Below are 23,964 nucleotides of genomic sequence, written 5' to 3' on the forward strand. Positions count from 1 at the left end.
GCGTGCCGCTGGCCTGTCCGTCGCCGGCTGGCTGCCTTGCCGCTGGCGGACGCAACCCATCCGGAGTCCCCGATGTCCCTTCCGCACATCCTCGTCGTCGACGATTCTCCTTCCCTGCGCCGCATGACGGTCGCGTGCCTGCGCGCGGGCGGCTATACGGTGACGGAAGCCGCCGACGGCAAGGAGGCGCACGAAGTTGCGCTGGAGGGGCAATTCGGCATGCTGGTGACCGACCAGGTCATGCCGGGCATGGACGGCTTGTCGCTGATCCGGGCGCTGCGCGCCACGGCGCCGTATGCGTCGATCCCGATCCTGATGCTGTCGACCGAGCACGACGACCATATCCTCGACCAGGCGCGCGAGGCCGGTGCGTCGGGCTTCCTGGCCAAGCCGTTCGACCCGGAGGCGCTGCTGGCGTCGGTGCAGGCGCTGTTGCCCCCTCCCACGGTGGGGTAAATCCGGGCCCAAGTTGCCCTTAATTCACCCCGCGCATTGCCGTAATCACTGGAGGGCCATAGCAGGTGGTCCGGCCGATTGGCGCGGCATCGCCGCGTCGGTCATTGCGCCGGCCGCCGCTTCGGGTCGCCAGCAGCCAGGGGCACGCTACCCCGGCCACGACCAACCATGCCAGCGGGGGCAACCATGAACACCAGCAACAGTCGCGCGGACGGCGCCGGGGAAGAATTCCTGGCCTTCCGGCTCGGCCGCGAAGAGTACGGCATCGACATTCTCAAGGTCCAGGAGATCCGCGGCTACGAGTCGGTCACGCAGATCGCCAATGCGCCCGACTACCTGAAGGGTGTGATCAACCTGCGCGGCATCATCGTCCCGATCATCGACCTGCGCATCAAGTTCAGGCAGGCCCAGATCAGCTACGACCAGTACACGGTGGTGATCATCGTCGACATCAACGACCGCACCACCGGCCTCGTGGTCGACGGCGTGTCGGACGTGCTGACGCTGGCGCCCGCACAGATCAAGCCGGCGCCGACGCTTTCGGGCGGCGTGGAGACCGACTACATCCGCGGGCTCGGATCGCTCGAGGGACGCATGCTGATTCTGGCCGATATCGAGAAGCTGATGAATGTCGACGATCTCGCGGCGCTCGACGCCGCGGCCGGCGCCACCTGAAGTCCTTCACATGCGGCTCGCGGCGCCGGACACATGCGGCGCGCGGGCCGACGCATTCAACGCAGTCAACGTCCATGCGCAACAACCAGCCTGTCACACAGCGCGAGCACATGCTCTCGCCGAACGATTACCTGATATCGCGAACCGACCTCAAGGGCCGGATCACGTTCGCGAACCGGGCGTTCATCGAGATCAGCGGGTTTTCCGCGCAAGAGCTGCTCGGCGCGCCCCATAACCTCGTGCGGCATCCCGACATGCCGCCGGAGGCGTTCGCCGATCTCTGGACGTCGATCCAGGCCGGCAAGTCGTGGGTGGGCATCGTGAAGAACCGCCGCAAGGACGGCGACCACTACTGGGTGCAGGCCACCGTCACGCCGACGCGCGTCGATGGGCGCATCGTCGGCTTCACGTCGGTGCGCTCGATGGCCACGCGCGAGCAGATCGAGGCCGCACAGGCCGCCTACCAGCGCTTTCAGGAGAATCGCGCGGCCGGGCTGGCGATCCGCGAGGGCGCGGTGGTGCGCACCGGCATCGCCGGATTCATCGGACGGCTGGCGCGCGTCAACCTGAAACGGCGCATCCAGTGGGCGCAGATGGCGGGCCTGTCGTGGTTCCTGCTGGCGCTGATCGGTGTGCACTGGATGGCGCCCGAGGCGGCCGCGCAACTGTGGCCATGGCTGTGGGGCGCATTCGCGCTGGCCGTGGTGTCGTCGTTTGCGGCAGGGGCGATGCTGGTGGCGCGCGTGGAACGCCCGATCGCCGAAATGCTCGACTTCGCGCTGCGCATGGGCGCTGGCGACCTGAGCACCACCTTCGACCACAAGGCTGCCGATGAGGTAGGCGCGCTGGCGCGCGCGATGCGCACCATGCAGCGCAGCCTGCTTTCCGTGGTGCACGACATCCAGCAAGGCATGGTCAGCATTTCCACGGCCACGCATGAAGTGGCCGCGGGCAACAACGATCTGTCGCAACGCACCGAGCAGCAGGCCGCGTCGCTCGAGGAAACCGCTTCGAGCATGGAACAGTTGACCGGCACCGTGCGCCAGAACGCCGATAACGCGCGTCAGGCCAGCGGGCTGGCCGCCAATGCGTCCGAAACCGCGCTGCGCGGCGGCGAATCGGTGGGCCGTGTGGTGCAGACGATGAACGACATCAACGACGCCTCGCGCAAGATCGTCGACATCATCGGCGTGATCGAGGGCATCGCGTTCCAGACCAATATCCTGGCGCTCAACGCGGCCGTGGAAGCGGCACGCGCGGGCGAGCAGGGCCGTGGCTTCGCGGTGGTGGCGGGCGAGGTGCGCAGCCTGGCGCAGCGCAGCGCCAAGGCCGCCAAGGAAATCAAGGGTTTGATCGGCAATACCGTGGCGCGCGTGGAAAACGGCACGGCACAGGTCAGCGAGGCCGGCGCGACGATGGACGAGATCGTGCAGGCCGTGAAGCGCGTGACGGACATCATGGGCGAGATCAGTTCCGCCTCGGCCGAGCAGAGCGCGGGCATCGAACAGGTCAACGAGGCGGTTGCGCAGATGGATGAAGTGACGCAGCAGAACGCTGCGCTGGTGGAGCAGGCTGCTGCCGCGGCCGGTTCACTGGAAGAACAGGCCGACCGCTTGCGCGAGTCGATTTCCACGTTCCGCGTCAGCGCGCAGGCCGAAGTGCGGCCCACGCGCGTGCGCGACGGGATGGCGGACGCGCGGGCGGCGGCTTGAAGTGGGGAGCGGGCGGCATCCGCATGGGCGCCGCTGCAGACGCGCCGCGCCAAATGGCGCGGCATCAGGAACGGGGTACAGCCGCCGCTCATGCAAGCGGCAGCGACATCAACCCGGGGCGTTGCCTTGCAGGCCGTCCCGGACTTTCTGACAGAAGAAGGGGGTAGTTCTTATGCAGTGGTTCAACCAACTACGCGTTACGACCAGGCTGATTGCCGGCTTTCTGGTGGTATCCGTGATCGGCGCCATCATTGGCCTGCTGGGCGTCGTCAACATGGGGCGCATGGCCGAATGGACCGGCAAGATCTACAACACGGACCTGCAGGCGCTCAAGGCCGTGCAGGACGGCAACATCAACCTGGTGTACGCCAGCCGCGCGCAGATCGCGCTGCTGTCGGCGTCGACCATGGGCGAGCGCGCCACCGAGAAGGATGAGATCCAGAAATCGCTGGCCGCGATGGAGGCGCGTGTGAAGACCGCCAAGGATTCATTCAGCCAGCCCGAAGGCCAGGCGCTGTTCAAACAGTATGAGGCGCTGGTGCCGCCGTTCCGCGATCGCATGCTCAAGTATGTGGAACTGGTAAGCAAGCAGCCGCTGGATACATCGCAATTCGAAAGCACGGTCTTCACGGAAAGCGCCGACCTGCTCAAGGAAAGCCGCGCGCTCGAGGAAGTGCTGTTCAAGATGGTGAAGCGCCGCGACGACCGCGCGCGCGCCAACATGGACGAGTCCACCAGCGTCTACAACAGCTCGCGCGTGCTGATGCTGGTGCTGGTGCTGGGCGGGCTTGCGGTATCGGTGCTGCTGGGATGGTTCCTGGCCCGACAACTGTCGCGCCAGCTCGGTGGCGAACCCGGTTATGCCGCATCGATCGCCGCACGCATCGCCGACGGCGATTTCTCGGGCAAGGTGACGCTGCGCCGTGGCGACCAGAGCAGCCTGCTGCACGCAATGAGCCAGATGCAGCAGCAGTTGTCGCACATGGTGCGCGACTTCAAGGAATCGGCGGAATCGATCGGCACCGCGTCGCGCGAGATCGCGGCGGGCAACAACGACCTGTCGCAACGCACGGAGCAACAGGCGGCGTCGCTCGAGGAAACGGCTTCCAGCATGGAAGAGCTGACCAGCACGGTGCGCCAGAACGCCGACAACGCGCGCCAGGCCAGCGGGCTGGCCGCCAATGCGTCGGACACGGCGGTACGCGGCGGTGAAGTGGTGGGTCGCGTGGTGCTGACGATGGGCGAGATCAACGACGCATCGCGCAAGATCGTCGACATCATCGGCGTGATCGAGGGCATCGCGTTCCAGACCAACATCCTGGCGCTCAACGCTGCCGTGGAAGCGGCGCGCGCCGGCGAGCAGGGCCGCGGTTTCGCGGTGGTGGCCGGCGAGGTGCGCAGCCTGGCGCAACGCAGCGCCAACGCCGCCAAGGAAATCAAGACGCTGATCGACAACTCGGTGGCGCAGGTTGACACCGGTGCGGCACTGGTCAGCCAGGCCGGCACCACGATGGACGAAATCGTGCAGGCCGTGAAGCGCGTGACCGACATCATGGGGGAAATCAGCGCGGCGTCCGCCGAGCAGAGTTCGGGCATCGAACAGGTCAATCAGGCCGTCGCGCAGATGGACGAGGTGACGCAGCAGAACGCCGCGCTGGTCGAGCAGGCTGCTGCAGCCGCCGGGTCGTTGCAGGATCAGGCGGCGCGCCTGATGGAGTCGGTGTCGGGCTTCCGCCTGTCGCAGGAAGACGCCGCGGTGCCGGCGCTGGCTGCGCCTGCTGCTCCCGCTGCGCGTTCGGTGGTGCGGCCGACGGCCACGGCAGCGGGCGCACGCGCAGTCAAGACACGCAAGACGGCGCGTGCCGCAGGCACGGCGCTGGTTGCCGCGGCCACGGCCGCGCCGGTCATGGCTGAAGTTGGCGACGACGATGCCGATAGTGATGGTCAGTACAAGCGTCCCGCGCTTGCCGCTTCGTCGGCAAGTCACGGTGCTTCCGACAACGGTGACTGGAGCGCGTTCTGAGCGCGTACGCGCGTATCCGAACGTGGCTTGAATGCACCGTGATCGCCATCGCTTGACGATGGCACGCGCCCCGGCAGCGGTCTTGTAAAAGATTCGCCGGGGCGCTTACCCGTTTCAAGAACATCATGAACACCGACATCAGCCTGTCCCTGTCGGCCGAAGCCACGGCAAGGCTGCGCGCGGACTTCGATGCCTTTGTAAAAGTTTCCACCGGGCTGGATGCGCAGTTCATCCCACCCGCGTTCGACGACTTCCTGCGTGCGCGCCTGATGCAGCAGGACGGCCCGCTGACTGAGCGTGCGGTGATGCGGCTCTTGGCCAGCGGCGAGTACGGCTGGGCCAGGAAGGTCTTCGACAAGCAGTTGCCGAACGCGCTGGCCGCGCTGATGCGCGACGCCGAACGCTTTGGCTTTGGGCTGGCGGTACAGCCCGAATGGACCACGCAGCAACGTGTGGAACACGCGCGCGAATGGGCCAGCAACATCCTTTCCGAAGCGGGCGCAGATGCCGCGTTCACCGAGGCGCTGGCTGCGCAGATTGCCTCGTCCGCCGTCGATATCCGCACGCTGGAAGAGCGCATGCGCACGCCGGCATGGCGCATCGCCGATAGCCTGCGCCAGCGCGCTTATGACGTCATGTACGCGCTGCAGACCGAACAGAGCGAAGCGCTGGGACGCAGCAAGGTGGGCGAGTTGCGCGCGCTGCTGGGACTGGCGCTTGAGTACGGCTCAGTGAGCGCCGAAGAGGCCGCGCGCGTGCTCGAACAGGTGGAGCGCGCGCGTCCGCATCTTTTCCGCGAAGCCCCCGACGACGTCTTCGCACGGCTTGCCGCATGGCTGCGGCGCGTCTTTAGCCAAGGCGCGCTCGTTCGTCAATAGTGGAAAGCGGCAACCCTCTTTCGTAGGTGACGTGTGCACCGCGGCGGTCCCGTGTCCGTTCAGTACAAAATCGTTACGGTCTTGATGTAAATCACAAGCTGACGGCCGAGGCTGTTACAAAATTCGCGGCCCATGTCTTTTCCGTACGACATTTGCTTCCCCCCAACGTAAGTAGGGATTGGCATTTCGGGCCGATTGCCGATATAAACGTAACAGTTTCACTTACACTCTGTAACATCTGTAACGTTTCAGAGTTAAGGTGTAACCGGGCGAAGTTCCTTTCGTAGTACGTCGTACCCACTCGAACACGCACCCAAACGATCTGGTCGCCGGCAAGCAGTTCTGCCGGTAAGCGCCGGACAAGCGGTCGAGGGGTTTTTTGGTAGCGGGGAAAAATTGGAAAGCAGTGAAGTTCTCCAGGAGATCAGGGAGGTCAATCTTGCCTATCTCCTACTGGCGCAACGACTGGTGCGCGAAAACCAGGTGGAAGCCATGTTCAGGCTTGGCGTCAGCAAGGAAATTGCTGAGATCCTTGCCAAGCTGACCTCGGCGCAACTCGTCAAGCTGGCAGCATCGAACATGGTGCTGTGCCGTTTCCGCTTCGACGATCACGCGCTGCTCTCCACGCTCACCCACACGGCCAAGAGCCATGATATGCAGCAGATCCACGCTGCTATCCTGCTGGCCCGGCAACCTGTGGAGTCGCTCAATTGACCGCGCTCCTCCAGGCCCAGCCGGCCCGCAGCTTCACGGCCACTCCCGTTCCCAACCGCAAGAGCGTCCTGCAGGATGCCAACCAGACCCAGCTCGCCATCGAGCTGATCGGCCTGGGTGCGCGCCTGCAGGTGCTTGAAGCCGAGACCACGCTCTCGCGCGACCGGTTGATCCGTCTCTACAAGGAGCTGCGGGGCGCGTCGCCGCCCAAGGGCATGCTCCCGTTCTCGACAGACTGGTTCACCACCTGGCTGCCGAATATCCATTCGTCGCTGTTCTTCTCCGCCTACCAGTTCATGGTGCAGGAAGGCGAGACGTCGGGTATTCGTGCCGTGGTAGCCGCTTATCGTCTGTACCTCGAGCACGTTTCGCTGCTTGGCGGCGAAATCGTCTTAAGTTTCACCCGTGCCTGGACGTTAGTACGGTTTTTCGAGAGCAACATGCTGCAGCTTTCCACGTGCACCTGTTGCGGCGGTAAGTTCGTGACGCATGCCTATGAGCCGCACACGAACTTCGTCTGCAGCCTGTGCCGTCCGCCGTCGCGGGCCGGAAAGGTGAAGAAGCTCTCGAAAGACGCCGCAGCCGCGCAGACCGACGCCTGATTCCATCCAGCCTGACGTCCGCGCGGCAGGCGGGCCCCGGCAGCGCCGGGCGGCGTTAAGCCGCTCGCGCAATGCCGCATGGCCTGTGCGTGCCTGACGCGTGTTTTTCAGACGGGGATCCGATCGTGCTAGTAGTTATTGGCTATGTCGTCGTAGTCGTGGCGGTGCTGGGTGGTTACGCCCTCACCGGCGGCCACATGGGCGCGCTTTATCAACCGGCGGAGCTCATCATCATCGGCGGGGCCGCGGTTGGCGCATTCATCAGCTCCAACAGCGGCAAGGCCATCAAGGCCACGATGAAAGCCATGCCCTCGTTGCTGCAGGGCTCCAAGTACAAGAAGGAACTGTACCTGGACGTGATGGCGTTGCTTTACGTCTTGCTCTCCAAGGCGCGCCGCGAGGGCATTCTGTTCCTCGAAAAGGAAATTGCCGATCCCGCATCGAGCAGCGTCTTCAGTCAGTACCCGCGCATCCTGGCCGACGCCAAGATGATGGAATTCCTGACCGACTACCTGCGCATGATGGTCAACGGCAACATGAACGCCTTCGAGATCGAGGCGCTCATGGACCACGAAATCGAAACGTTCCGCCACGAAGCAGAGATTCCTGCCCATGCGCTGTCGCGCGTTGGCGATGGCCTGCCGGCGTTCGGCATCGTTGCCGCGGTGATGGGCGTGGTGCACGCGCTGGCCTCGGCCGATCTGCCGCCAGCCGAGCTGGGCGCGCTGATCGCCCACGCCATGGTCGGAACGTTCCTGGGCATTCTGCTGGCTTACGGATTCGTGTCGCCGCTGGCGTCGCGCGTCGAGCACCAGGTGTCCGAGAGCATCAAGATGTACGAGTGCATCAAGGTGACGCTGCTGGCATCGCTCAACGGTTACGCGCCCCTGGTGGCCGTGGAATTCGGTCGCAAGGTGCTGTACTCCACGGTACGTCCGTCGTTCCTCGAGCTCGACGATCACGTCCGTGAAGTCAAGAGCCTGACCTGACCGGGAGAGCAAGCCATGAGCAGTGCCCAGGATCTGCGCCCGATCGTCATCAAGAAGGCGAAGTCGCACGCCAAGCCGCACGGCAACCATAGCTGGAAGATCGCCTACGCCGACTTCATGACGGCCATGATGGCGCTGTTTCTGGTGCTGTGGCTGTTGAGCACGTCGTCGCCCAAGACGCTGGTCGGCGTGGCCGAGTATTTCAAGATGCCGCTCAAGGTGGCGGTGGTCGGTGGCGACAAGAGCAGCCTGTCGAAGAGCGTGATTCCGGGCGGCGGCAAGGACCCGATGGCCAAGGACGGCGAGGTGATGAAGGCCCTCACCAACGACCCGGCCGATGCGCAGCGCCGGCGCGACCAGCTCGACAGCGAGCGCCTGCGCGCGTTGAAGGGCCGTCTGGAACAGATCATCGAGAACAACCCGACGTTGCGGCAGTTCCGTCCGCAACTGCTGCTGGACATCACCAGCGAAGGGCTGCGCATCCAGATCCTGGATACCAAGAATCGTCCGATGTTCCGCACCGGCAGCGCGGCGGTGGAGCCCTACATGCGCACCATCCTGCGCGAAATCGGCCCGGTGCTCAACGAGATGCCCAACAAGGTGAGCCTGTCCGGTCATACCGATTCGGCCACGTACATGATGGGCGAGCGCGCCTACAGCAACTGGGAGCTGTCGGCCGACCGCGCCAACGCGTCGCGCCAGGAACTGATCGCCGGCGGCATGCAGGAAGGCAAGGTGCTGCGCGTGCTGGGACTGGCCGACACCATGCCGCTTGAGAAAGGCGATCCGCTGGCGCCAGTGAACCGGCGTATCAGCATCGTGGTGCTCAACAAGCGCGCGCAGGCCCAGTTCGAAACGGAAAACGCCAGCGCGGCGGAGGTCTCCGTGCAGGCGCAGAAGGGAGCAATGGCGCAGGAGTTGCAGGAGCAGATGGGCGCGGCATCGGCGCCAGCGGCCAGACCGGCAACCGCGCCCAAGGGCAGGATCGAGTGAGGCGCGCCGCCTGGGGAGGGCGGCGCATCTTCCAGTGCAATCTAGCGAGTCAGGACGATCATGTCTGTCGATATCGATATCACGCAGTTTTATCAGACCTTCTTCGAGGAGGCAGAGGAGCTGCTCGTAGAAATGGAGCAGCTGCTGCTCGAGGTGGACATCGAGTCCCCCGACGCGGAAGCGCTCAACGCGATTTTTCGTGCCGCGCATTCGATCAAGGGCGGAGCCGCGACGTTCGGCTTCACGGCCCTGACCGAGACCACGCACATCTTTGAGAACCTGCTCGATCGCACCCGTCGGCGGGAACTGGCCCTTACGCGGGTCATCATCGACACCTTTCTGGAAACCAAGGACGTGTTGCAAGACCAGCTCAACGCCTATCGCAACGGCACCGAACCCGATCCGGAAACGTTTGCGCGCATCTGCGCCGTGCTGCAGCAGCTGGCGCAGGAAGCCGGCGGCGCAACCGCGCACGCTCCCGCGCCGGCCCCCGCACCTGTGGCGGCGCCTGCGCCGGCTCCCGTGGCGGCATCCGCGGGCGGCAACCTGAAAGTTCGCCTGATCAAGGTGTCCGCGGGCGACCAGGCGCTGCTGCGCGAAGAGCTGGCCAATCTGGGCGAAATCACAGGCCAGGAAGAAGCCGACGGCGACCTGACCATCTGGCTGAACAGCCAGTGCAGCACCGACGACATCATTGCGGTCTGCTGTTTCGTCATCGACGAGAAACAGATTGCGGTGGAAGCCGTTGCAGCGGGCCAGGCGCCTGCCGCACCGCAGGCGGCACCGGCTCCGGTGGCTGCGCCGGCTCCGGCACCGGCACCGGTTGCCGCCGCCCCGGCGGCGAAGGAAAAGGCGGCTGCCAAGCCCGCCGCCGCGGCCGCCGCGCAGGCGCCCGATTCCGGATCGATCCGCGTGCCGACCGAAAAGGTGGACCAGATCATCAACCTGGTGGGCGAACTCGTAATCACCCAGTCGATGCTGGCGCAGACCGCGTCGTCGCTCGATCCGGTGCTGTTCGACCGCCTGTTCTCGGGCATGGGCCAGCTTGAACGCAATGCGCGCGATCTGCAGGAAGCGGTGATGTCGATCCGCATGATGCCGATGGACTACGTGTTCTCGCGCTTTCCGCGCTTGGTGCGCGATCTGGCCAGCAAGCTCAACAAGCAGATCGACCTGGTCACCTTCGGCAAGGCCACCGAGCTGGACAAGAGCCTGATCGAACGCATCATTGATCCGCTGACGCACCTGGTGCGCAACAGCCTGGACCACGGTATCGAAACGCCCGAGAAACGCGTGGCGGCCGGCAAGGAGCCGACCGGCCAGCTGATCCTGTCGGCGCAGCATGCGGGCGGCAACATCGTCATCGAAGTCAGCGACGACGGCGGCGGCCTGAACCGCGAGCGCATCCTGGCCAAGGCCATGCAGAACGGCCTGCCCGGTGCGTCCGAGAGCATGACCGATGACGAAGTCTGGCAACTGATTTTCGCGCCCGGCTTCTCCACTGCGGAAGTGGTGACCGATGTGTCGGGCCGTGGCGTGGGCATGGACGTGGTCAAGCGGAACATCCAGGAAATGGGCGGTCACGTCGAGATCAGCTCGCGGCCGGGCCTGGGCACCACCACGCGCATCGTGCTGCCGCTGACGCTGGCCATTCTCGATGGCATGTCGGTGCGCACCGGCGAGGAGACCTTCATCCTGCCGCTGAATTGCGTGATGGAATCGCTGCAGCCGAAATCGGAGGACGTGCATACGGCCGCCAACGGCGAGCGCGTGATGAACGTGCGCGGCGAATACCTGCCGCTGCTGGAACTGCACAAGGTCTTCAATGTGGCCAACGCGGTGCAGGAGCCCACGCAGGGCATCGCCGTGATCCTGGCCGCCGAAGGCAAGCGCTTCGCGCTGCTGGTGGACCAGCTGATCGGCCAGCACCAGGTGGTGCTGAAGAATCTCGAAACCAACTATCGCAAGGTGCCATGCATCTCGGCCGCGACGATCCTGGGCGACGGCAGCGTCGCGCTGATCGTGGACGTGGGCGCGCTGCAGCGCACCGGCGTGCGCCGCCAGGACCCGGTGGCCGTACAGTAATTGACAGCAAGGAGAACGGACATGGCCGGCATCGGACACATCGATACCCAGGGCAGCGAAGCCTCTGGCCAGGAATACCTGGTCTTCACGCTGGGCACCGAGGAATATGGCATCGACATCCTCAAGGTGCAGGAGATCCGCAGCTACGAAACGGTGACGCGCATCGCCAACGCGCCCAACTTCATCAAGGGCGTGACGAACCTGCGCGGCGTGATCGTGCCGATCGTCGACCTGCGGCTGAAATTCGATCTTGGCAACGTGCGCTATGACCACCAGACCGTGGTGATCATCCTGAACGTGGCCGGCCGCGTGGTCGGTATCGTGGTGGACGGCGTGTCGGACGTGCTGACGCTGACTGGCGACGATATCAAGCCGGCGCCCGAGTTTGGCGTGTCGGTCTCGAACGAGCACCTGACGGGTCTGGGCTCGGTGGAAGGCCGGATGCTGATCCTGATCGACATCGAACGCATGATGACCAGCCCCGAAATGGCGCTGATCGAAACCGAGTTCGCCTGATCCCGCGTGCGGACCGCCCCAACGCCTTATCGCCGCTTGCCGGCACACTGACGAAACACACTCATGACGCCGCTCCGTTCTTCCTCCAGCGCGATCGGGAAGCCAGGCGCGGCCGCCAACCAGGCCGCGCCCGTGTTGGCGCCGCTGCGCGACGACATGCGTGACTTCCTGCTGACCGAGCGCGATTTCGAGAAGGTCCGCGCGCTGATTCACAAGCGCGCGGGGATTTCGCTGGGCAGTCACAAGCGCGAGATGGTCTACAGCCGTCTGGCGCGACGCCTGCGCGCGCTTGGAATCAGCGATTTCGGCACGTATCTGTCGCTGCTCGAGGCCGACGACCACTCCGACGAGTGGGAGTACTTCACCAATGCGCTGACCACCAATCTCACCTCGTTCTTCCGTGAGGCGCATCACTTTCCGCTGCTGGCCGAGCACGCCAAGAAGGTGGGGCGTCCGTACAGCGTCTGGTGCGCAGCGGCGTCGACCGGCGAGGAGCCGTATTCGATTGCCATCACCCTGGCCGAGGCCCTGGGCGAGCGCGCGGCAACGGTGCTGGCCACCGATATCGACACGCAGGTGCTGGCCAAGGCCCGCGCCGGCGTCTACAGCGCCGAACAGGTGTCGCGGCTGTCGCAGGAACGGCTCAAGCGCTTCTTCCTGAAAGGGACCGGGGCGCGCGCGGGGTCGGTCAAGGTCAAGCCGGAACTGGCCGCGACGATCAGCTTCGAGACCCTGAACCTGTTGGCGCCCGACTGGGGCATCCGCGAGAAGTTCGACGCGATCTTCTGCCGCAACGTGATGATCTATTTCGACAAGCCGACCCAGGGACGCATCCTGGAGCGGTTTGCGCCGTTGCTCAAGCCGAACGGGCTGTTGTTCGCGGGCCATTCCGAGAATTTCTCGTATGTCACGCGCGCCTTCCAGCTGCGCGGACAGACTGTGTACGAGCTGGCCGGCAAGGGAGGTGCGTGATGCGCGGCACACCCCACTTGCCCGAAGCGATCGCCACGCGCAAGTACTTCGATCGCGAGTTCGACAAGCAGGCCATCAAGCTGCTTCCCAACGAGTATTTCGTTACCGGCGACGACGTGGTGCTGACCACGGTGCTCGGTTCCTGCGTGGCGGCATGCATTCGCGATGAGGTGGCCGGTGTCGGCGGCATGAATCATTTCATGCTGCCCGACGACGAGAATGCGGGCGCCGACCGCATGCTGTCCGCTTCGATGCGCTACGGGTGCTATGCGCTGGAAGTGCTCATCAATGAACTGCTGAAGATGGGTGCGCGTCGCGAGCGTCTGGAAGCGAAGGTTTTTGGCGGCGGCGCAGTGCTGGCAAACATGACGACCCTCAATATTGGGGACCGAAATGCCGATTTTGTACTGAAGTATCTGGGCACCGAAGAGATCCGCGTGGCCGCACAGGATCTGCGTGGTCCGCATGCGCGACGTGTCAGCTATTTCCCGCGTACCGGTCTGGCGCTGGTGCGCCGGCTGACACGCCAGGACGATACGGTAGGCGTGGAACGGGACGAACGCGCGCTGGCGCGTGCCCTTTCCACTTCCACGAAAGCGCCCGCACGTGGCGCCGTGGCATTGTTCACGCGGCAGGCAGCGGCCAAGGTGCCGACCTGAAAACTTGAAGACGTAAAGACAAAAATGACCGCCGCGAAGATCAAGGTGTTGTGCGTGGACGATTCCGCACTGATCCGCAGCCTGATGACTGAGATCATCAACAGCCAGCCCGACATGGAGGTGGTGGGCACCGCCCCCGATCCGCTGGTGGCGCGCGACATGATCAAGCGCCTGAATCCCGATGTGCTGACGCTCGACGTGGAAATGCCCCGCATGGACGGGCTCGATTTCCTGGAGCGCCTGATGCGGCTGCGGCCGATGCCAGTGCTGATGGTGTCGTCCCTGACCGAGCGGGGATCCGAAATCACGATGCGCGCGCTGGAACTGGGCGCGGTGGATTTCGTGACCAAGCCGAAGCTCGGCATTCGCGAAGGACTGATCGAATACACCGATACGATCGCCGACAAGCTGCGCGCCGCATCGCGTGCACGCGTGCGGGCCCGCGATGCCGCGCCGGCCGGCACGGTGTCCTCCGTGCCAATCCTGCGCGCGCCTTTGCTGTCGACGGAAAAGCTGATCATCGTCGGGGCGTCAACGGGCGGCACCGAGGCGATCAAGGAATTCCTGATGCCGCTGCCGCCGGATTCGCCGGCCGTCATGATCGTGCAGCACATGCCGGCCGGTTTCACCAAATCGTTCGCGCAACGCCTGAACGGACTTTGCCGCATCACGGTGAAGGAAGCGGAACACGGCGAGCGGGTGCTGCCCGGCTACGCATACATCGCGCCGGGCGATTCGCATCTGCTGCTGGCGCGCAGTGGCGCGAACTACGTGGCGCACCTGTCGCAGGAAGCGCCGGTCAATCGTCATCGGCCTTCGGTCGACGTTCTGTTCGATTCGGCCGCGATTCACGGCGGGAAGAACGTGACGGGCGTCATCCTGACCGGCATGGGCAAGGACGGCGCGCGCGGCATGCTGCGCATGCGTGAGGCCGGGGCGTACAACCTGGCGCAGGACGAACAGTCCTGCATCGTGTTTGGCATGCCGAAGGAGGCGATCGCCACCGGCGGCGTGCATGAAGTGGTGCCCCTGCACCAGATGAGCCAGCGCGTCATGACGCATCTGGCGACGTTCGGTGCGCGGGCGCAGCGCGTGTAACGCCGAAGTGCGCGCGCGAGAGGTCAGATCAGCAACAACCTGGATGGCCAGCGTCATCCACAACCGTATTGGAGCCGTATAGTGGACAAGAACATCAAGATCCTCGTGGTCGACGACTTCCCGACCATGCGTCGGATCATTCGTAACCTGCTCAAGGAGCTGGGCTTCACCAACGTCGAGGAAGCCGAGGACGGCGCCGCCGGTCTGGAGAAGGTCAAGGATGGCAGCTTCCAGTTCGTCGTATCCGACTGGAACATGCCGAACATGGATGGCCTGACCATGCTGCAGTCGATCCGCGCCATTCCGGAACTGGCCAAGACGCCGGTGCTGATGGTGACCGCCGAGGCCAAGAAGGAGAACATCATTGCCGCGGCGCAGGCCGGCGCCAATGGTTACGTGGTCAAGCCATTCACCGCCGCGACGCTGGACGAGAAGATCACCAAGATCTTCGAGAAGCTGGGTCAATAAGAAGAGGTACGCGAGATGTCGACGACTCCGACTTTCAGCCAAGAATCGGCCGAGCAGATCATTCATCGCATCGGCAACCTGACGCGGATGCTGCGCGATAACATGCGGGAGCTGGGGCTCGACAAGGAAATCGAGAAGGCCGCGCAGGCCATTCCCGATGCGCGCGACCGGCTCAATTACATCGCCGCCATGACCGAGCAGGCCGCCGAACGCACGCTTACCGCGGTCGAACTGGCACAGCCGCTCCAGGAGGATCTGGAACGCAAGGCAACGGCGCTGGACCAGCGGTGGGATGAGTGGTTCGCCCAACCGGTGGAACTGGGCGACGCCCGCGCGCTTGTGCTCGATACGCGCGAGTTCCTGACGGAAGTCCCGCAAAAGGCCAAGGCGACTGGCAGCCATCTGCTGGAAATCATGATGGCGCAGGACTTCCAGGATCTCACCGGGCAGGTCATCAAGAAGATGATGGATATGATCCGCACGCTGGAGCAGGAACTGCTGCAGGTGCTGATCGACAACGTGCCCGCAGACCGCCGTGTGGAAACGCCGCAGCATACGCTGCTCAACGGTCCGCAGATCAACCCGGAAGGCAAGGCGGACGTGGTGTCCGACCAGTCGCAGGTGGATGACCTGCTGGCAAGCCTGGGTTTCTGAAGACAGGCGTCTTCACGCCTGAAAAGTTCTGCGCCCCCGGATCCTCTCCCGCCCGCGCGGGAGAGGATCCGGATTGCTTCACGCCGGGCTCGTCAGCCGCACGTTTGTCAGGCATCCAGCGCACATCCAACGCATTTTGCTGGCGCGGTCCCGCTGCGCTTTGGCATCTGTCGCGTCTATTCCTCCGTGCCTTCCTCCTCGCTTGCCTCGCGCGACCAGCTTTCGACCAGATCGCTCGGAATTGCCTGAAACAACTCAGCGAATGGCTTGCCGGTCAAACGTTCGGCCTGGCGCAGCAGCAGCGCAACCGGACTGCTCGGCTCGTTTTCCTCGAACCACTTTCGCGCGGCACGAATGTCGCCCAATACGGTCTGTCGGGTGACCGGCGCCAATGCTACGGCCGCCCGCGTCGCACCGCAAACAGCCGCAGCGTTGGCATCGGTTGCCGACGCTTCCGTTCCGGCGTTCTCCATGGCCGCGTCTGTGGCTGGTCCCGCATCATCCGCGAACTCCCCCGTTTGCAAGGGCGCCGCCGGCCTTGCTGCCAGTTGCAGCAGCCGGATCAACGGACCAAGGTCAACCGCGTCGCGCGGAAGGGTCTGCTCACACCATCGCTGGAGCACGGTCGCTTGCGCCCATGCGCCGTCGATGGCCGCCATCTGTGCCGGCGTGATTTGGCGCAGGGTGTCGAGCCGCTGCTGGACGACCTCGGGCGTGGCGGCATCGTCGGGGCGCGGCACTGTCAGCGCTCGCTCGATTTCGCGAATCTGCAGCCGCAGTATCTTGTCGCCTAACGTAAGCTCGCGAATATCGGACAACAGGCCGGCGCGATCGGTCAGCGTCGCCATCGCGTTGGCCCGCATTACCGGGTCGTGCTCGCCTTCGATCTGGAGCTGCGGATGGATGTCGTCCGGAAATGTCGTCAACATGCCGTGCAGCATCCGCAGGCCGTCGAAAAGGCCTTGCGCTCCGGCTGCGCGGCACCGGCACCGAATCAGTACGATCAGCAGACGGATATCGCGCGTGCGCGTCAACAGGCTGCGGCAGTCGCGTTCGATTTCGGTCCAGCCCAGCGGCTCCGGCGTTGACGTGAAATCGCCGTACTGCACCGCATCGCGCGGTTGCAGCCGCGCCAGCAACAAAAGAAACGCTGGGTCGTATTCCAGATCGCTGCCGCACGGCAGATCGGTCGATATTGGCGAGAAAAGTTCGGCGAACGGCGAAGGTGCCGGAGCGTCGGGCTTCAGCTTGTCGGTCATGAAGAATCGGTGGTGAGAAGGTTGCGGGTCAGCCGGTTGAGTATTGATCCGGCTCGAACACCATGCCGGTGGTGGCGGTATCGGTATCGGGTGTGCCCAGCCATGTCGACCAGCCAAGCTGCTCGGCCGCACCGAGCGCGGCCGCGGGCGCCGCCTGGGGTAAAAGCAGCAGCGCGACTTCCCACGAGAATTCGTAGCCGAAGAAGGCGCGGACCCATTCGACCAGAACCGGCAGATTGCGGCCGTTTGGCGTGAAGTCCAGATACTGCTGCAGCGTGAGAGGGCCGATTTCCAGACGGAACCTGTGCTGTCGGTCCGGCACCATTTCGCCGAGCATGGCGCCATGCCCCATCACGCTGGCCGAGCCCGGGCTGGCCAGCCGCGTGTACTCGCCCGGGTCGACGACGATCCAGTGCATCACAAATTCTTCCAGACGCACGCGCACGCCGAAAAAGTGCGATAGCGTCGCCACGACGCCATCGGGATTCCGCGATTCACGAACATGATGAGCGCTGGCGGCCAGAATGGCGTGCGCGGGCAATCTGCCATGCCGGATCTCTGCGGGATCATTGCCGGATAGCCAGCAGATATAGCGGGAGAACACTTCTTCATCGGCGCGATCGAGCCCCGCCGCGGCCTGGGCGGTGGCCCACGCCTGGTAGAACTGCGTAAGCGCTCGATGGTGAAAGATGTTCAGGAAATCCGAGACAGTGGCGTCTCGATGGCCTTCCAGCCTATCCCGGACCCATTCGGTCATGTGAATCGGCAGCGGACCATTCGGCCCCAGCATGCCAAGTCCGAAAAGTTCGATATGAAGGCCCTTTTCGGTGCGATCGATGGCGGCGATTTCGCGCGGGGCGAATATCAGCGAGGCGCGCTGACCAATCCGGAACGGTTCCTCGCGGGGCCGGGATGCATGGCCGATTTGCGGCAAATGAGGATGCCTGGCGCCCAACTGACGCAGCAGGCCGAGGAAATTCATCTTCCAAGGCGCGTTGCTGGCGATTTCCCCCGCGTTATCCATGGCTACACCACGCTACGGCGTCCGGTGCGGGCCGGCCATCGATGGATCAGCCCGCGTTGCATCGAGACCATCTCAGTTTCGGTGAAGGAATTGACCGACACCTGTCGCGCCAAAAAATGTTCGAGTACGACGCCGAACAGGAAAGGACTGACGCCGGAAAATCCTGTTTCGTCGATGGTGAGCTGGCATTGGATACCGCGACCGTGGATGATCGGACCGTTTCCAGGCAAACGCCGGATAACCGGCCGCACGCTGGACCCGATCAGGCCTTGGATTTGTCGCTGATGCACCATATCGTCGACCGGCATCAGCAGGTTCAGGATGTTGCGCAGTCCCTGGCCGCCTTCGCGATGATCGAGATCGGTCAGCGAGAGGTAGTTGAAGCTGAGCTGACGGATCAGTCTCCATGCGAGCTCGCCTTCGGCAAAGGGAGGGCGCGGCGTCGAAGGCGGCCGGATCAACCCGACGCCGGCCACCGGCACGGAATCGGGCGCACGCAAATCGTTCACGCCGTTGCGCGGCACCAGCGTTGCGAGATCGCGATTGGTCACCATCGCATCGACGGAAAGATGACGCAGTGCGTCTGGATAGGGCGCCTCGTTTTGATCGACCAGGGACAGGAACACTTCCGTGCCGATGTATTCCGTGCGGCTTCCGTACTTGCGCAATTGCGTCGATACCAGCCGCTTTTCGCGCCGGACCGAAAAATACCGGCCGCTCCCGCCCGTGTCGCCGTTAAGGGCGGAAAACAGCGGACGGAATTCGATCATGTCGCTGCGCTCGGCTTGTTGCCCGCCAAGCTTCTGCACCGAGTGGACTTCGTAATCCAGCGGATGCGCGCGCTCCACAACCAGATGGAATTCCGTGTGCCGATGATTGACTTCGATGCGGTCGGAACGTTTGGGGAACAGGTTGATAACGGGCGTGCAGAACAACGCGAACTGTCCCGCATCGACATGGGCGGCGAGGTGAGTGGTGCTCTTGGAAAGCAATACGACGATCTCGGCTTCGCGCCCATCGATCGCGGCCAGACCCGGCGCCAGTCCATTCAACCGGAAGAAGTAGAAGCGCTGCGGACAGGCGAAGTATTCCTGGACGAGGTTGTGGCCGTGGAACTTGTTCCACGCAAGCGGCAGCGCGGCCTCGGACGGATCGAATCCGGCCAGCGATACGGGCTCGCCATCCGTCACCGTGGCGGCATTCGCCATGGCATTGGGCCGGCCCACCAGCGCCCCCACGCCCGCGCTATGGACAAGCTCGAACAGATGGCTGGCGATCTGTTCTTCGCCACTCAGGTAAAAGGTGAGGTGCTCGATAGGCGGTAGCTGCGCGAAGGTGACGTCTCGCGTGATGCGCAGGCGGATCCGCAGCGCGCCCTGCACCGACACATGCGCGGGCACGCGGCGTTCCAGTCCGGGAATATCGGGCGGGACTGCCGTAAGACGCGCCTCCACGATGTCAAACGGCCAGAGCATCACTGGCTGCGTCGTGCGGAACTCACAGGCTGTCGTCTCGCCCGGCGGGATCGCGGCTTTCAAAGCGGTGTCACGCGGCACGCATACGCCGCGCACGAAATCGCCTTGCAGCTCGCTGGGATGGAAGCGCACGACGCTGATCGAAGGCGTGGGCGAAACGTAATTGGGATAAATGACTTCCAGCAGGCGCTGAGTGAAGCGCGGAAACTCGGCATCGAGCTTGATTTGCGTGCGCGCCGACAGATAGCAGAACGCCTCGATCAGGCGTTCCACGTAGGGATCGGCCACTTCGATGCCATGCATGCCAAGCCGCCGCGCAATCTTCGGATGCTTGGCGGCAAATTCCCCGCCCAGTTCACGAAGATAGGCAAGTTCCCGGTTGTAGTACTCAAGGAGCTTCGGGTCCACGGCGTCAGCTTGCCTGGAACGACTTGATGCTGATCGACCGGGTTTCCAGATCGAGCGAGCTCTGCGCCGTAAACGCCATCGGATACGGATTCATGTGCACTCTGCCTCGTATCTCGAATCGCAGCACGTTGTATTCGTGCTCAGTAGGTTTTTTGTCCAGCAATCGGACGACGAGATCGCCGGGAATCAGCCTCGGCTCGAAATCCTCGATTGCGCGTCGGATCATCCCGAGAATTTCCGGCCAGTCGCGATCGGCGGCGTGGGTGCCCGCCAGCGGCGGCACGCCATAGTTCACAGTGGACCTGGCGGCATAGGCGTGTCGTTCCCGATCGATTTCGTCTTCTCGGTTAGTCGTATTGAGCAGATGTGCCAGATCGCGGCGAACGATCTCGCTCATCTGGGAGCGCGTGACGGTGTAAGCGTCGGCATTTTCGGCCTGCTGATGCGGCGCATCGTCGCGCAGCCGATCGAACAAGGTAGGTAGCAGCTGACTGTTGGGTCGCCGCGGCGGATCTTTGCGCTTCATGTCACGACGGAGATTTGCGCGGGAATGTATGCGCTGTCCATCGCAACGAGATGATGCTCGCGTCGTGTCAGGGCAGACATTATCTGGCGCTTCGGTGGTTCCGCGCGATGCGTGGTGAACAGTGCCAGCACATCTGTCGGCGGGAGAGTTGCGGCAAGCGGCGCGAGCTCCTGGTCGTCGAGCGGACCGAAAAGTTTTGCAACCGAGGCCGCGCGTTCAATCGAGACAACTACCTCGCCGTGCGGTGCCGGGTGCCATGTGTCGAATTCGTGGGCGCCCGTGTCTGCTGCATCCAGGTGCGGCCGGCAAGACCCTGCCCCCGACGCCTCCGCGTCCCGCTGGATAGGCGGCGGACTGCACACATCTCTTTCCACAGTTGGCGCAGTGACTGCAGGCGCAGGAGCTTCGATCACAAATGCGCTCTCGTATGTCAGCGTGCGAATCAGATCGTCCTGTGTCTCCCTTTCGCCATGGCCCGCCGAACCAGCCAGCGTCTGCTGCCCAATCTGGGGCGGCAGGACTGAAAACAGATCGGGCCTCACTTCCTGCATGACAGCGGCGGATGGCGTGGCGCGCCAATCGTCGTTGCCGAAGATGTCCAATTCGGATGGGATAGCGGCCCTGTCGTTCATGGAGTGTCCGTAGCGGGAGTTGATTCCGTTGCGATGATATTCCATTGCAGTCGGGCTACAAAATAAAAAAAAATTTAAAAAATTAAGTGTGATGAAAATTCTGTAATCCAAATTTAGCTGGAATGTGAGTTACAGAAAATAAAACATATGTTTCTATCCGGTGCGCGGTGCCAGCCTGGTAGGAATCCGATCTTTCCGATTCCGTTTCCAGATCCTCGTGCGATGAGAATGAAGGTGGGTTGTTGTCGAATTTTGCATATCCTTGTGACGCGGTTAAGAGGTTAGTGATCTTGATCAGTGCTTGGTTGCTCCACTTCAAATAGTCTAAAAAAATAGGCGGATGGACTTTTATTTTAGGAAGAAATTCATATAAAGGTTCATTTACTGATTTATATGGGACTGAAATGGATATCTCGCGTCAAACACTGTTTGGCAGGCTAAATCCGACGCTGTTCAAGGCGATCGAGAGCGCCACCGCATTTTGCAAGCTGCGTGGCAATCCCTATGTCGAGCTTGCGCATTGGCTGCATCAACTGATGCAGACGCCCGATGGCGACATCCAGCGGGTGCTTCACCACACCGGCGTCGATGCGCAGCACATCGAGGCTGATTTGGCGCGCGCGCTGGCCGCGCTGCCCACTGGCGCCACCTCCATCAGCGATTTCTCATTTCAGATCGAGTTAGCCATCGAGCGCGCTTGGGTGTACGCCACCCTTGCTTTTGCCGATGACCGGATACGCGGTGCATACCTGTTGACAGCGATGTTGAAAACGCCCGAACTGCGTCGCACATTGCTGGCCATCTCGAACCACTTCGGAAAAATCGACACTGAACAGATTGTCGCCAATGTCCCGGCATGGGTTGCGCAGTCTCCGGAACGGCATGAGGCCGCCTTCGATGGCAGCGGCCTGGCTGCGTCGATACCAGGAGAGGCAAGTCAGGCGCTATCGGCCGGGCCCTCGCGCAAGGGCGCGCTCGGCCAGTACTGCCGGGATCTGACCGAGGCGGCGCGTGCTGGACAGCTCGATCCCGTTATCGGGCGCGAGCACGAGGTCCGGACGATGACCGATATCCTGCTGCGGCGCCGCCAGAACAATCCGCTGCTGACCGGCGAAGCCGGCGTCGGCAAAACCGCCGTCATCGAAGGATTGGCGCAGGCGATCGCGGCCCGACAGGTGCCGGAGAGTCTGGAAAATGTGCGTCTGCTGAGCCTGGACGTCGGTGCGCTACTGGCCGGTGCGAGCATGAAGGGCGAATTCGAAGCGCGTCTCAAGGGCGTGCTCGAGGAAGCGACGTCGTCGAGCACGCCGGTCATCCTGTTTGTCGATGAAGTACACACGCTGGTGGGCGCCGGTGGACAAGCCGGCACCGGCGATGCCGCCAACCTGCTCAAGCCTGCGCTGGCGCGCGGTGCGTTGCGCACCATCGGCGCCACCACCTGGAGCGAATACAAGCGTCATATCGAAAAAGATCCGGCGCTGACCCGGCGCTTCCAGGTCCTTCAGGTGATGGAGCCTGAGGAAGCCAACGCGACGGCGATGGTTCGCGGGCTGGTCCCGACGTTCGAAGCGCATCACAAGATCCAAATACGCGACGAAGCCGTTCGTGCCGCCGTCCGACTCTCGCACCGCTACATCCCTTCGCGGCAATTGCCGGACAAAGCCATCAGTTTGCTCGATACCGCGTGCGCGCGAGTTGCGCTGTCGCTGCATGCTACGCCTGCCTGTGTGGCGAGTCTGCGCCAGCGTCTGGATGCCGCGCAGGCGGAGGCCGGGTTACTGACGAAGGAAGCGACGTTCGGAAAGGTACACGGGCCGCGACTGGCGGAGATTGAACACGCGGTCGACGAAATCAAGGCCGAGCTCTCGGTGGCCGAGGCGCGCTGGCAACAGGAACGCGAGTTCGCAAAGCGGATCGTCGAACTGCGCGCGGCGATTGCCGCTACAGACGATAGCGATCGCAGGCAGTCGCTCACGTACGAGCTCGTGCAACTGGAAGACCAGTTAAGCGGAGTGCAGGGCGACACGCCGCTGGTGCACACGGAAGTCGGAGAACCGGTGGTCGCCGCGATCGTCGCCGACTGGACCGGGATTCCGGTCACGCGCATGGTGGCGGACGAAGTGGCGACAGTCATGGCGCTGCCGCTGATTCTTGGCGAGCGCGTGATCGGACAGACTACCGCGCTGACCGCACTGGCCGAGCGCATCCAGACATCACGCGCGCAGTTGGCGGACCCTGGCAAGCCGGTCGGCGTGTTCCTGCTCGTGGGGCCGTCCGGCGTGGGCAAGACCGAAACCGCGCTTGCGCTGGCCGATGCGCTTTACGGCGGCGAGCAAAACGTCATCACCATCAATCTTTCCGAATTCCAGGAACCGCATACGGTGTCGACGCTCAAGGGCGCGCCGCCCGGGTATGTCGGTTATGGCGAAGGCGGCGTGCTGACCGAGGCGGTCCGCAGGCGTCCTTACAGCGTCGTGCTGCTGGACGAGGTCGAGAAGGCGCATCCCGATGTGCATGAGGTCTTCTATCAGGTATTCGACAAGGGATACATGGAGGACGGAGAAGGGCGCCGCATCGATTTCAGGAACACCATTCTGCTGCTGACAAGCAACGTCGGATCTGCCTTGCTGGAGCGCTGTGTTGACGACGCTGGCGGGGACCCTGCGGGTTATCCCACGCCTGACGCATTGCGCGAGGCACTGACGCCCGCGCTGCGCGAAGTGTTTCCGGCCGCGTTTCTCGGCAGGCTGGTGGTGGTGCCGTACCTCCCGCTCGGCGCCGACCATCTGGGCCGCATCGTCAGGCTGCACCTGGACCGCGTGGTGGCGCGTATGCGCGAGCGCCACGACATCGCGCTGACCTACGACGATGCCGTCGTCGCCGACATCGCGCGCCGGTGCACGCTGGGAGACACCGGTGTCCGGCAACTGATCAGTTTCATCGAACAAAGGATCCAGCCCCAATTGGCCAGGCTCTGGCTTGCCGCGCTGGCTGAAAAGCGTGGCCTCACTGCGATTGCCATCCGTCGCGGCGATGGCGACACAACCGATTTCACTTACGACGCCGAGTACCGGACAGCGCAGTCTGCCGGGCAGGCTATTCCAGCTGCCGAGCAGGCCTGACGCCGAGCGGCAAATTCTTCAATC

Annotated in this window: 22 protein-coding genes; 17 read left to right on the plus strand and 5 right to left on the minus strand. The window is 63.6% G+C overall.

The features are described 5' to 3' along the window. Window positions 1-72 precede the first annotated feature (72 nt). The 16 genes from AC1RKI_RS18600 to cheZ all read left to right on the plus strand — a co-directional run bounded on the left by AC1RKI_RS18600 (window position 73) and on the right by cheZ (window position 15,494). A complete protein-coding gene (locus AC1RKI_RS18600) occupies window positions 73-456 on the plus strand; it encodes a response regulator (RefSeq protein WP_061960075.1) in 384 nt (127 codons plus the stop codon). A 186-nt stretch (window positions 457-642) separates the two neighbouring features. Continuing rightward, entirely contained in the window at window positions 643-1,131 is a 489-nt protein-coding gene (locus AC1RKI_RS18605) for a chemotaxis protein CheW (protein ID WP_061960076.1), read from the plus strand. A 74-nt stretch (window positions 1,132-1,205) separates the two neighbouring features. Further along, window positions 1,206-2,843, plus strand: coding sequence for a methyl-accepting chemotaxis protein (locus AC1RKI_RS18610; protein WP_492796521.1), 1,638 nt, complete (start codon window positions 1,206-1,208; stop codon window positions 2,841-2,843). A 172-nt stretch (window positions 2,844-3,015) separates the two neighbouring features. Further along, entirely contained in the window at window positions 3,016-4,866 is a 1,851-nt protein-coding gene (locus AC1RKI_RS18615) for a methyl-accepting chemotaxis protein (RefSeq protein ID WP_492796523.1), read from the plus strand. Between the two features lie 125 nt (window positions 4,867-4,991). Beyond that, on the plus strand, window positions 4,992-5,744 hold the full coding sequence (locus AC1RKI_RS18620; RefSeq protein WP_061960079.1) for a DUF4088 domain-containing protein: 753 nt from the start codon (window positions 4,992-4,994) through the stop codon (window positions 5,742-5,744). A gap of 396 nt (window positions 5,745-6,140) precedes the next feature. After that, window positions 6,141-6,458, plus strand: a complete 318-nt coding sequence (flhD, locus tag AC1RKI_RS18625) for a flagellar transcriptional regulator FlhD (protein WP_008647543.1) — start codon at window positions 6,141-6,143, stop codon at window positions 6,456-6,458. After that, a complete protein-coding gene (flhC, locus tag AC1RKI_RS18630) occupies window positions 6,455-7,060 on the plus strand; it encodes a flagellar transcriptional regulator FlhC (RefSeq protein ID WP_150982508.1) in 606 nt (201 codons plus the stop codon). Before flhD ends, flhC begins: the two co-directional genes overlap by 4 nt. A 125-nt stretch (window positions 7,061-7,185) precedes the next feature. Continuing rightward, the gene (gene motA / locus AC1RKI_RS18635) at window positions 7,186-8,049 is read left to right on the plus strand and encodes a flagellar motor stator protein MotA (protein ID WP_049815961.1); all 864 of its coding nucleotides are present in this window, start codon (window positions 7,186-7,188) and stop codon (window positions 8,047-8,049) included. Window positions 8,050-8,064: 15 nt separating this feature from the next. Further along, on the plus strand, window positions 8,065-9,042 hold the full coding sequence (gene motB, locus AC1RKI_RS18640; protein ID WP_061960081.1) for a flagellar motor protein MotB: 978 nt from the start codon (window positions 8,065-8,067) through the stop codon (window positions 9,040-9,042). Window positions 9,043-9,102: 60 nt separating this feature from the next. Continuing rightward, on the plus strand, window positions 9,103-11,127 hold the full coding sequence (gene cheA / locus AC1RKI_RS18645) for a chemotaxis protein CheA (protein WP_227460463.1): 2,025 nt from the start codon (window positions 9,103-9,105) through the stop codon (window positions 11,125-11,127). Window positions 11,128-11,148: 21 nt separating this feature from the next. Continuing rightward, a complete protein-coding gene (locus tag AC1RKI_RS18650) occupies window positions 11,149-11,643 on the plus strand; it encodes a chemotaxis protein CheW (protein WP_061958680.1) in 495 nt (164 codons plus the stop codon). A 63-nt stretch (window positions 11,644-11,706) separates the two neighbouring features. Next, on the plus strand, window positions 11,707-12,615 hold the full coding sequence (locus AC1RKI_RS18655) for a CheR family methyltransferase (protein ID WP_061958681.1): 909 nt from the start codon (window positions 11,707-11,709) through the stop codon (window positions 12,613-12,615). Then, on the plus strand, window positions 12,615-13,274 hold the full coding sequence (cheD, locus tag AC1RKI_RS18660; RefSeq protein WP_061958682.1) for a chemoreceptor glutamine deamidase CheD: 660 nt from the start codon (window positions 12,615-12,617) through the stop codon (window positions 13,272-13,274). Before AC1RKI_RS18655 ends, cheD begins: the two co-directional genes overlap by 1 nt. 24 nt (window positions 13,275-13,298) lie before the next feature. Beyond that, window positions 13,299-14,372 (plus strand): protein-glutamate methylesterase/protein-glutamine glutaminase, encoded by a 1,074-nt coding sequence (locus AC1RKI_RS18665; protein WP_150982505.1) that lies wholly within the window; start codon window positions 13,299-13,301, stop codon window positions 14,370-14,372. An 81-nt stretch (window positions 14,373-14,453) separates the two neighbouring features. Continuing rightward, a complete protein-coding gene (gene cheY, locus AC1RKI_RS18670; protein ID WP_200899064.1) occupies window positions 14,454-14,840 on the plus strand; it encodes a chemotaxis response regulator CheY in 387 nt (128 codons plus the stop codon). Between the two features lie 15 nt (window positions 14,841-14,855). Then, entirely contained in the window at window positions 14,856-15,494 is a 639-nt protein-coding gene (gene cheZ, locus AC1RKI_RS18675) for a protein phosphatase CheZ (protein ID WP_227460458.1), read from the plus strand. Between the two features lie 176 nt (window positions 15,495-15,670). Here cheZ and tssA read toward each other — a convergent pair whose 3' ends face one another. Genes tssA through AC1RKI_RS18700 form a run of 5 tightly spaced genes read right to left on the minus strand, consistent with a single transcriptional unit; the run spans window position 15,671 to window position 20,929 of the window. Then, entirely contained in the window at window positions 15,671-16,753 is a 1,083-nt protein-coding gene (gene tssA / locus AC1RKI_RS18680; protein ID WP_492796529.1) for a type VI secretion system protein TssA, read from the minus strand. Window positions 16,754-16,781: 28 nt separating this feature from the next. Continuing rightward, window positions 16,782-17,777 carry a type VI secretion system baseplate subunit TssG gene (tssG, locus tag AC1RKI_RS18685; RefSeq protein ID WP_492796531.1) on the minus strand — a complete coding sequence of 332 codons (996 nt, stop codon included), beginning with the start codon at window positions 17,775-17,777 and terminating at the stop codon, window positions 16,782-16,784. Between the two features lie 2 nt (window positions 17,778-17,779). Continuing rightward, window positions 17,780-19,660: a type VI secretion system baseplate subunit TssF gene (gene tssF, locus AC1RKI_RS18690; RefSeq protein WP_150982502.1), complete on the minus strand. Its 1,881-nt coding sequence runs from the start codon at window positions 19,658-19,660 to the stop codon at window positions 17,780-17,782. A 4-nt stretch (window positions 19,661-19,664) separates the two neighbouring features. After that, window positions 19,665-20,186 (minus strand): type VI secretion system baseplate subunit TssE, encoded by a 522-nt coding sequence (gene tssE / locus AC1RKI_RS18695; protein WP_150982501.1) that lies wholly within the window; start codon window positions 20,184-20,186, stop codon window positions 19,665-19,667. After that, entirely contained in the window at window positions 20,183-20,929 is a 747-nt protein-coding gene (locus AC1RKI_RS18700; RefSeq protein WP_492796534.1) for a TagK domain-containing protein, read from the minus strand. The genes tssE and AC1RKI_RS18700 overlap by 4 nt, the downstream gene beginning before the upstream one ends. A 293-nt stretch (window positions 20,930-21,222) precedes the next feature. On the opposite strand from AC1RKI_RS18700, the gene tssH reads away from it, so the two are divergent. Continuing rightward, entirely contained in the window at window positions 21,223-23,940 is a 2,718-nt protein-coding gene (gene tssH, locus AC1RKI_RS18705; protein ID WP_492796536.1) for a type VI secretion system ATPase TssH, read from the plus strand. Window positions 23,941-23,964 lie beyond the last annotated feature (24 nt).

It is taken from the genome of Cupriavidus sp. GW822-FHT06G04, assembly GCF_058799075.1.

Bases quoted from the DNA above. Each gene is read 5' to 3' on its own strand.
- AC1RKI_RS18615 (WP_492796523.1), top strand. From the start codon at position 3,016: ATGCAGTGGTTCAACCAACTACGCGTTACGACCAGGCTGATTGCCGGC.
- tssG (WP_492796531.1), bottom strand. From the start codon at position 17,777: ATGGATAACGCGGGGGAAATCGCCAGCAACGCGCCTTGGAAGATGAAT.
- tssH (WP_492796536.1), top strand. From the start codon at position 21,223: ATGGATATCTCGCGTCAAACACTGTTTGGCAGGCTAAATCCGACGCTG.
- AC1RKI_RS18605 (WP_061960076.1), top strand. From the start codon at position 643: ATGAACACCAGCAACAGTCGCGCGGACGGCGCCGGGGAAGAATTCCTG.
- AC1RKI_RS18650 (WP_061958680.1), top strand. From the start codon at position 11,149: ATGGCCGGCATCGGACACATCGATACCCAGGGCAGCGAAGCCTCTGGC.
- cheA (WP_227460463.1), top strand. From the start codon at position 9,103: ATGTCTGTCGATATCGATATCACGCAGTTTTATCAGACCTTCTTCGAG.
- AC1RKI_RS18655 (WP_061958681.1), top strand. From the start codon at position 11,707: ATGACGCCGCTCCGTTCTTCCTCCAGCGCGATCGGGAAGCCAGGCGCG.
- AC1RKI_RS18620 (WP_061960079.1), top strand. From the start codon at position 4,992: ATGAACACCGACATCAGCCTGTCCCTGTCGGCCGAAGCCACGGCAAGG.
- cheD (WP_061958682.1), top strand. From the start codon at position 12,615: ATGCGCGGCACACCCCACTTGCCCGAAGCGATCGCCACGCGCAAGTAC.
- tssA (WP_492796529.1), bottom strand. From the start codon at position 16,753: ATGACCGACAAGCTGAAGCCCGACGCTCCGGCACCTTCGCCGTTCGCC.
- AC1RKI_RS18665 (WP_150982505.1), top strand. From the start codon at position 13,299: ATGACCGCCGCGAAGATCAAGGTGTTGTGCGTGGACGATTCCGCACTG.
- cheZ (WP_227460458.1), top strand. From the start codon at position 14,856: ATGTCGACGACTCCGACTTTCAGCCAAGAATCGGCCGAGCAGATCATT.
- AC1RKI_RS18600 (WP_061960075.1), top strand. From the start codon at position 73: ATGTCCCTTCCGCACATCCTCGTCGTCGACGATTCTCCTTCCCTGCGC.
- tssE (WP_150982501.1), bottom strand. From the start codon at position 20,186: ATGAAGCGCAAAGATCCGCCGCGGCGACCCAACAGTCAGCTGCTACCT.
- AC1RKI_RS18610 (WP_492796521.1), top strand. From the start codon at position 1,206: ATGCGCAACAACCAGCCTGTCACACAGCGCGAGCACATGCTCTCGCCG.
- motB (WP_061960081.1), top strand. From the start codon at position 8,065: ATGAGCAGTGCCCAGGATCTGCGCCCGATCGTCATCAAGAAGGCGAAG.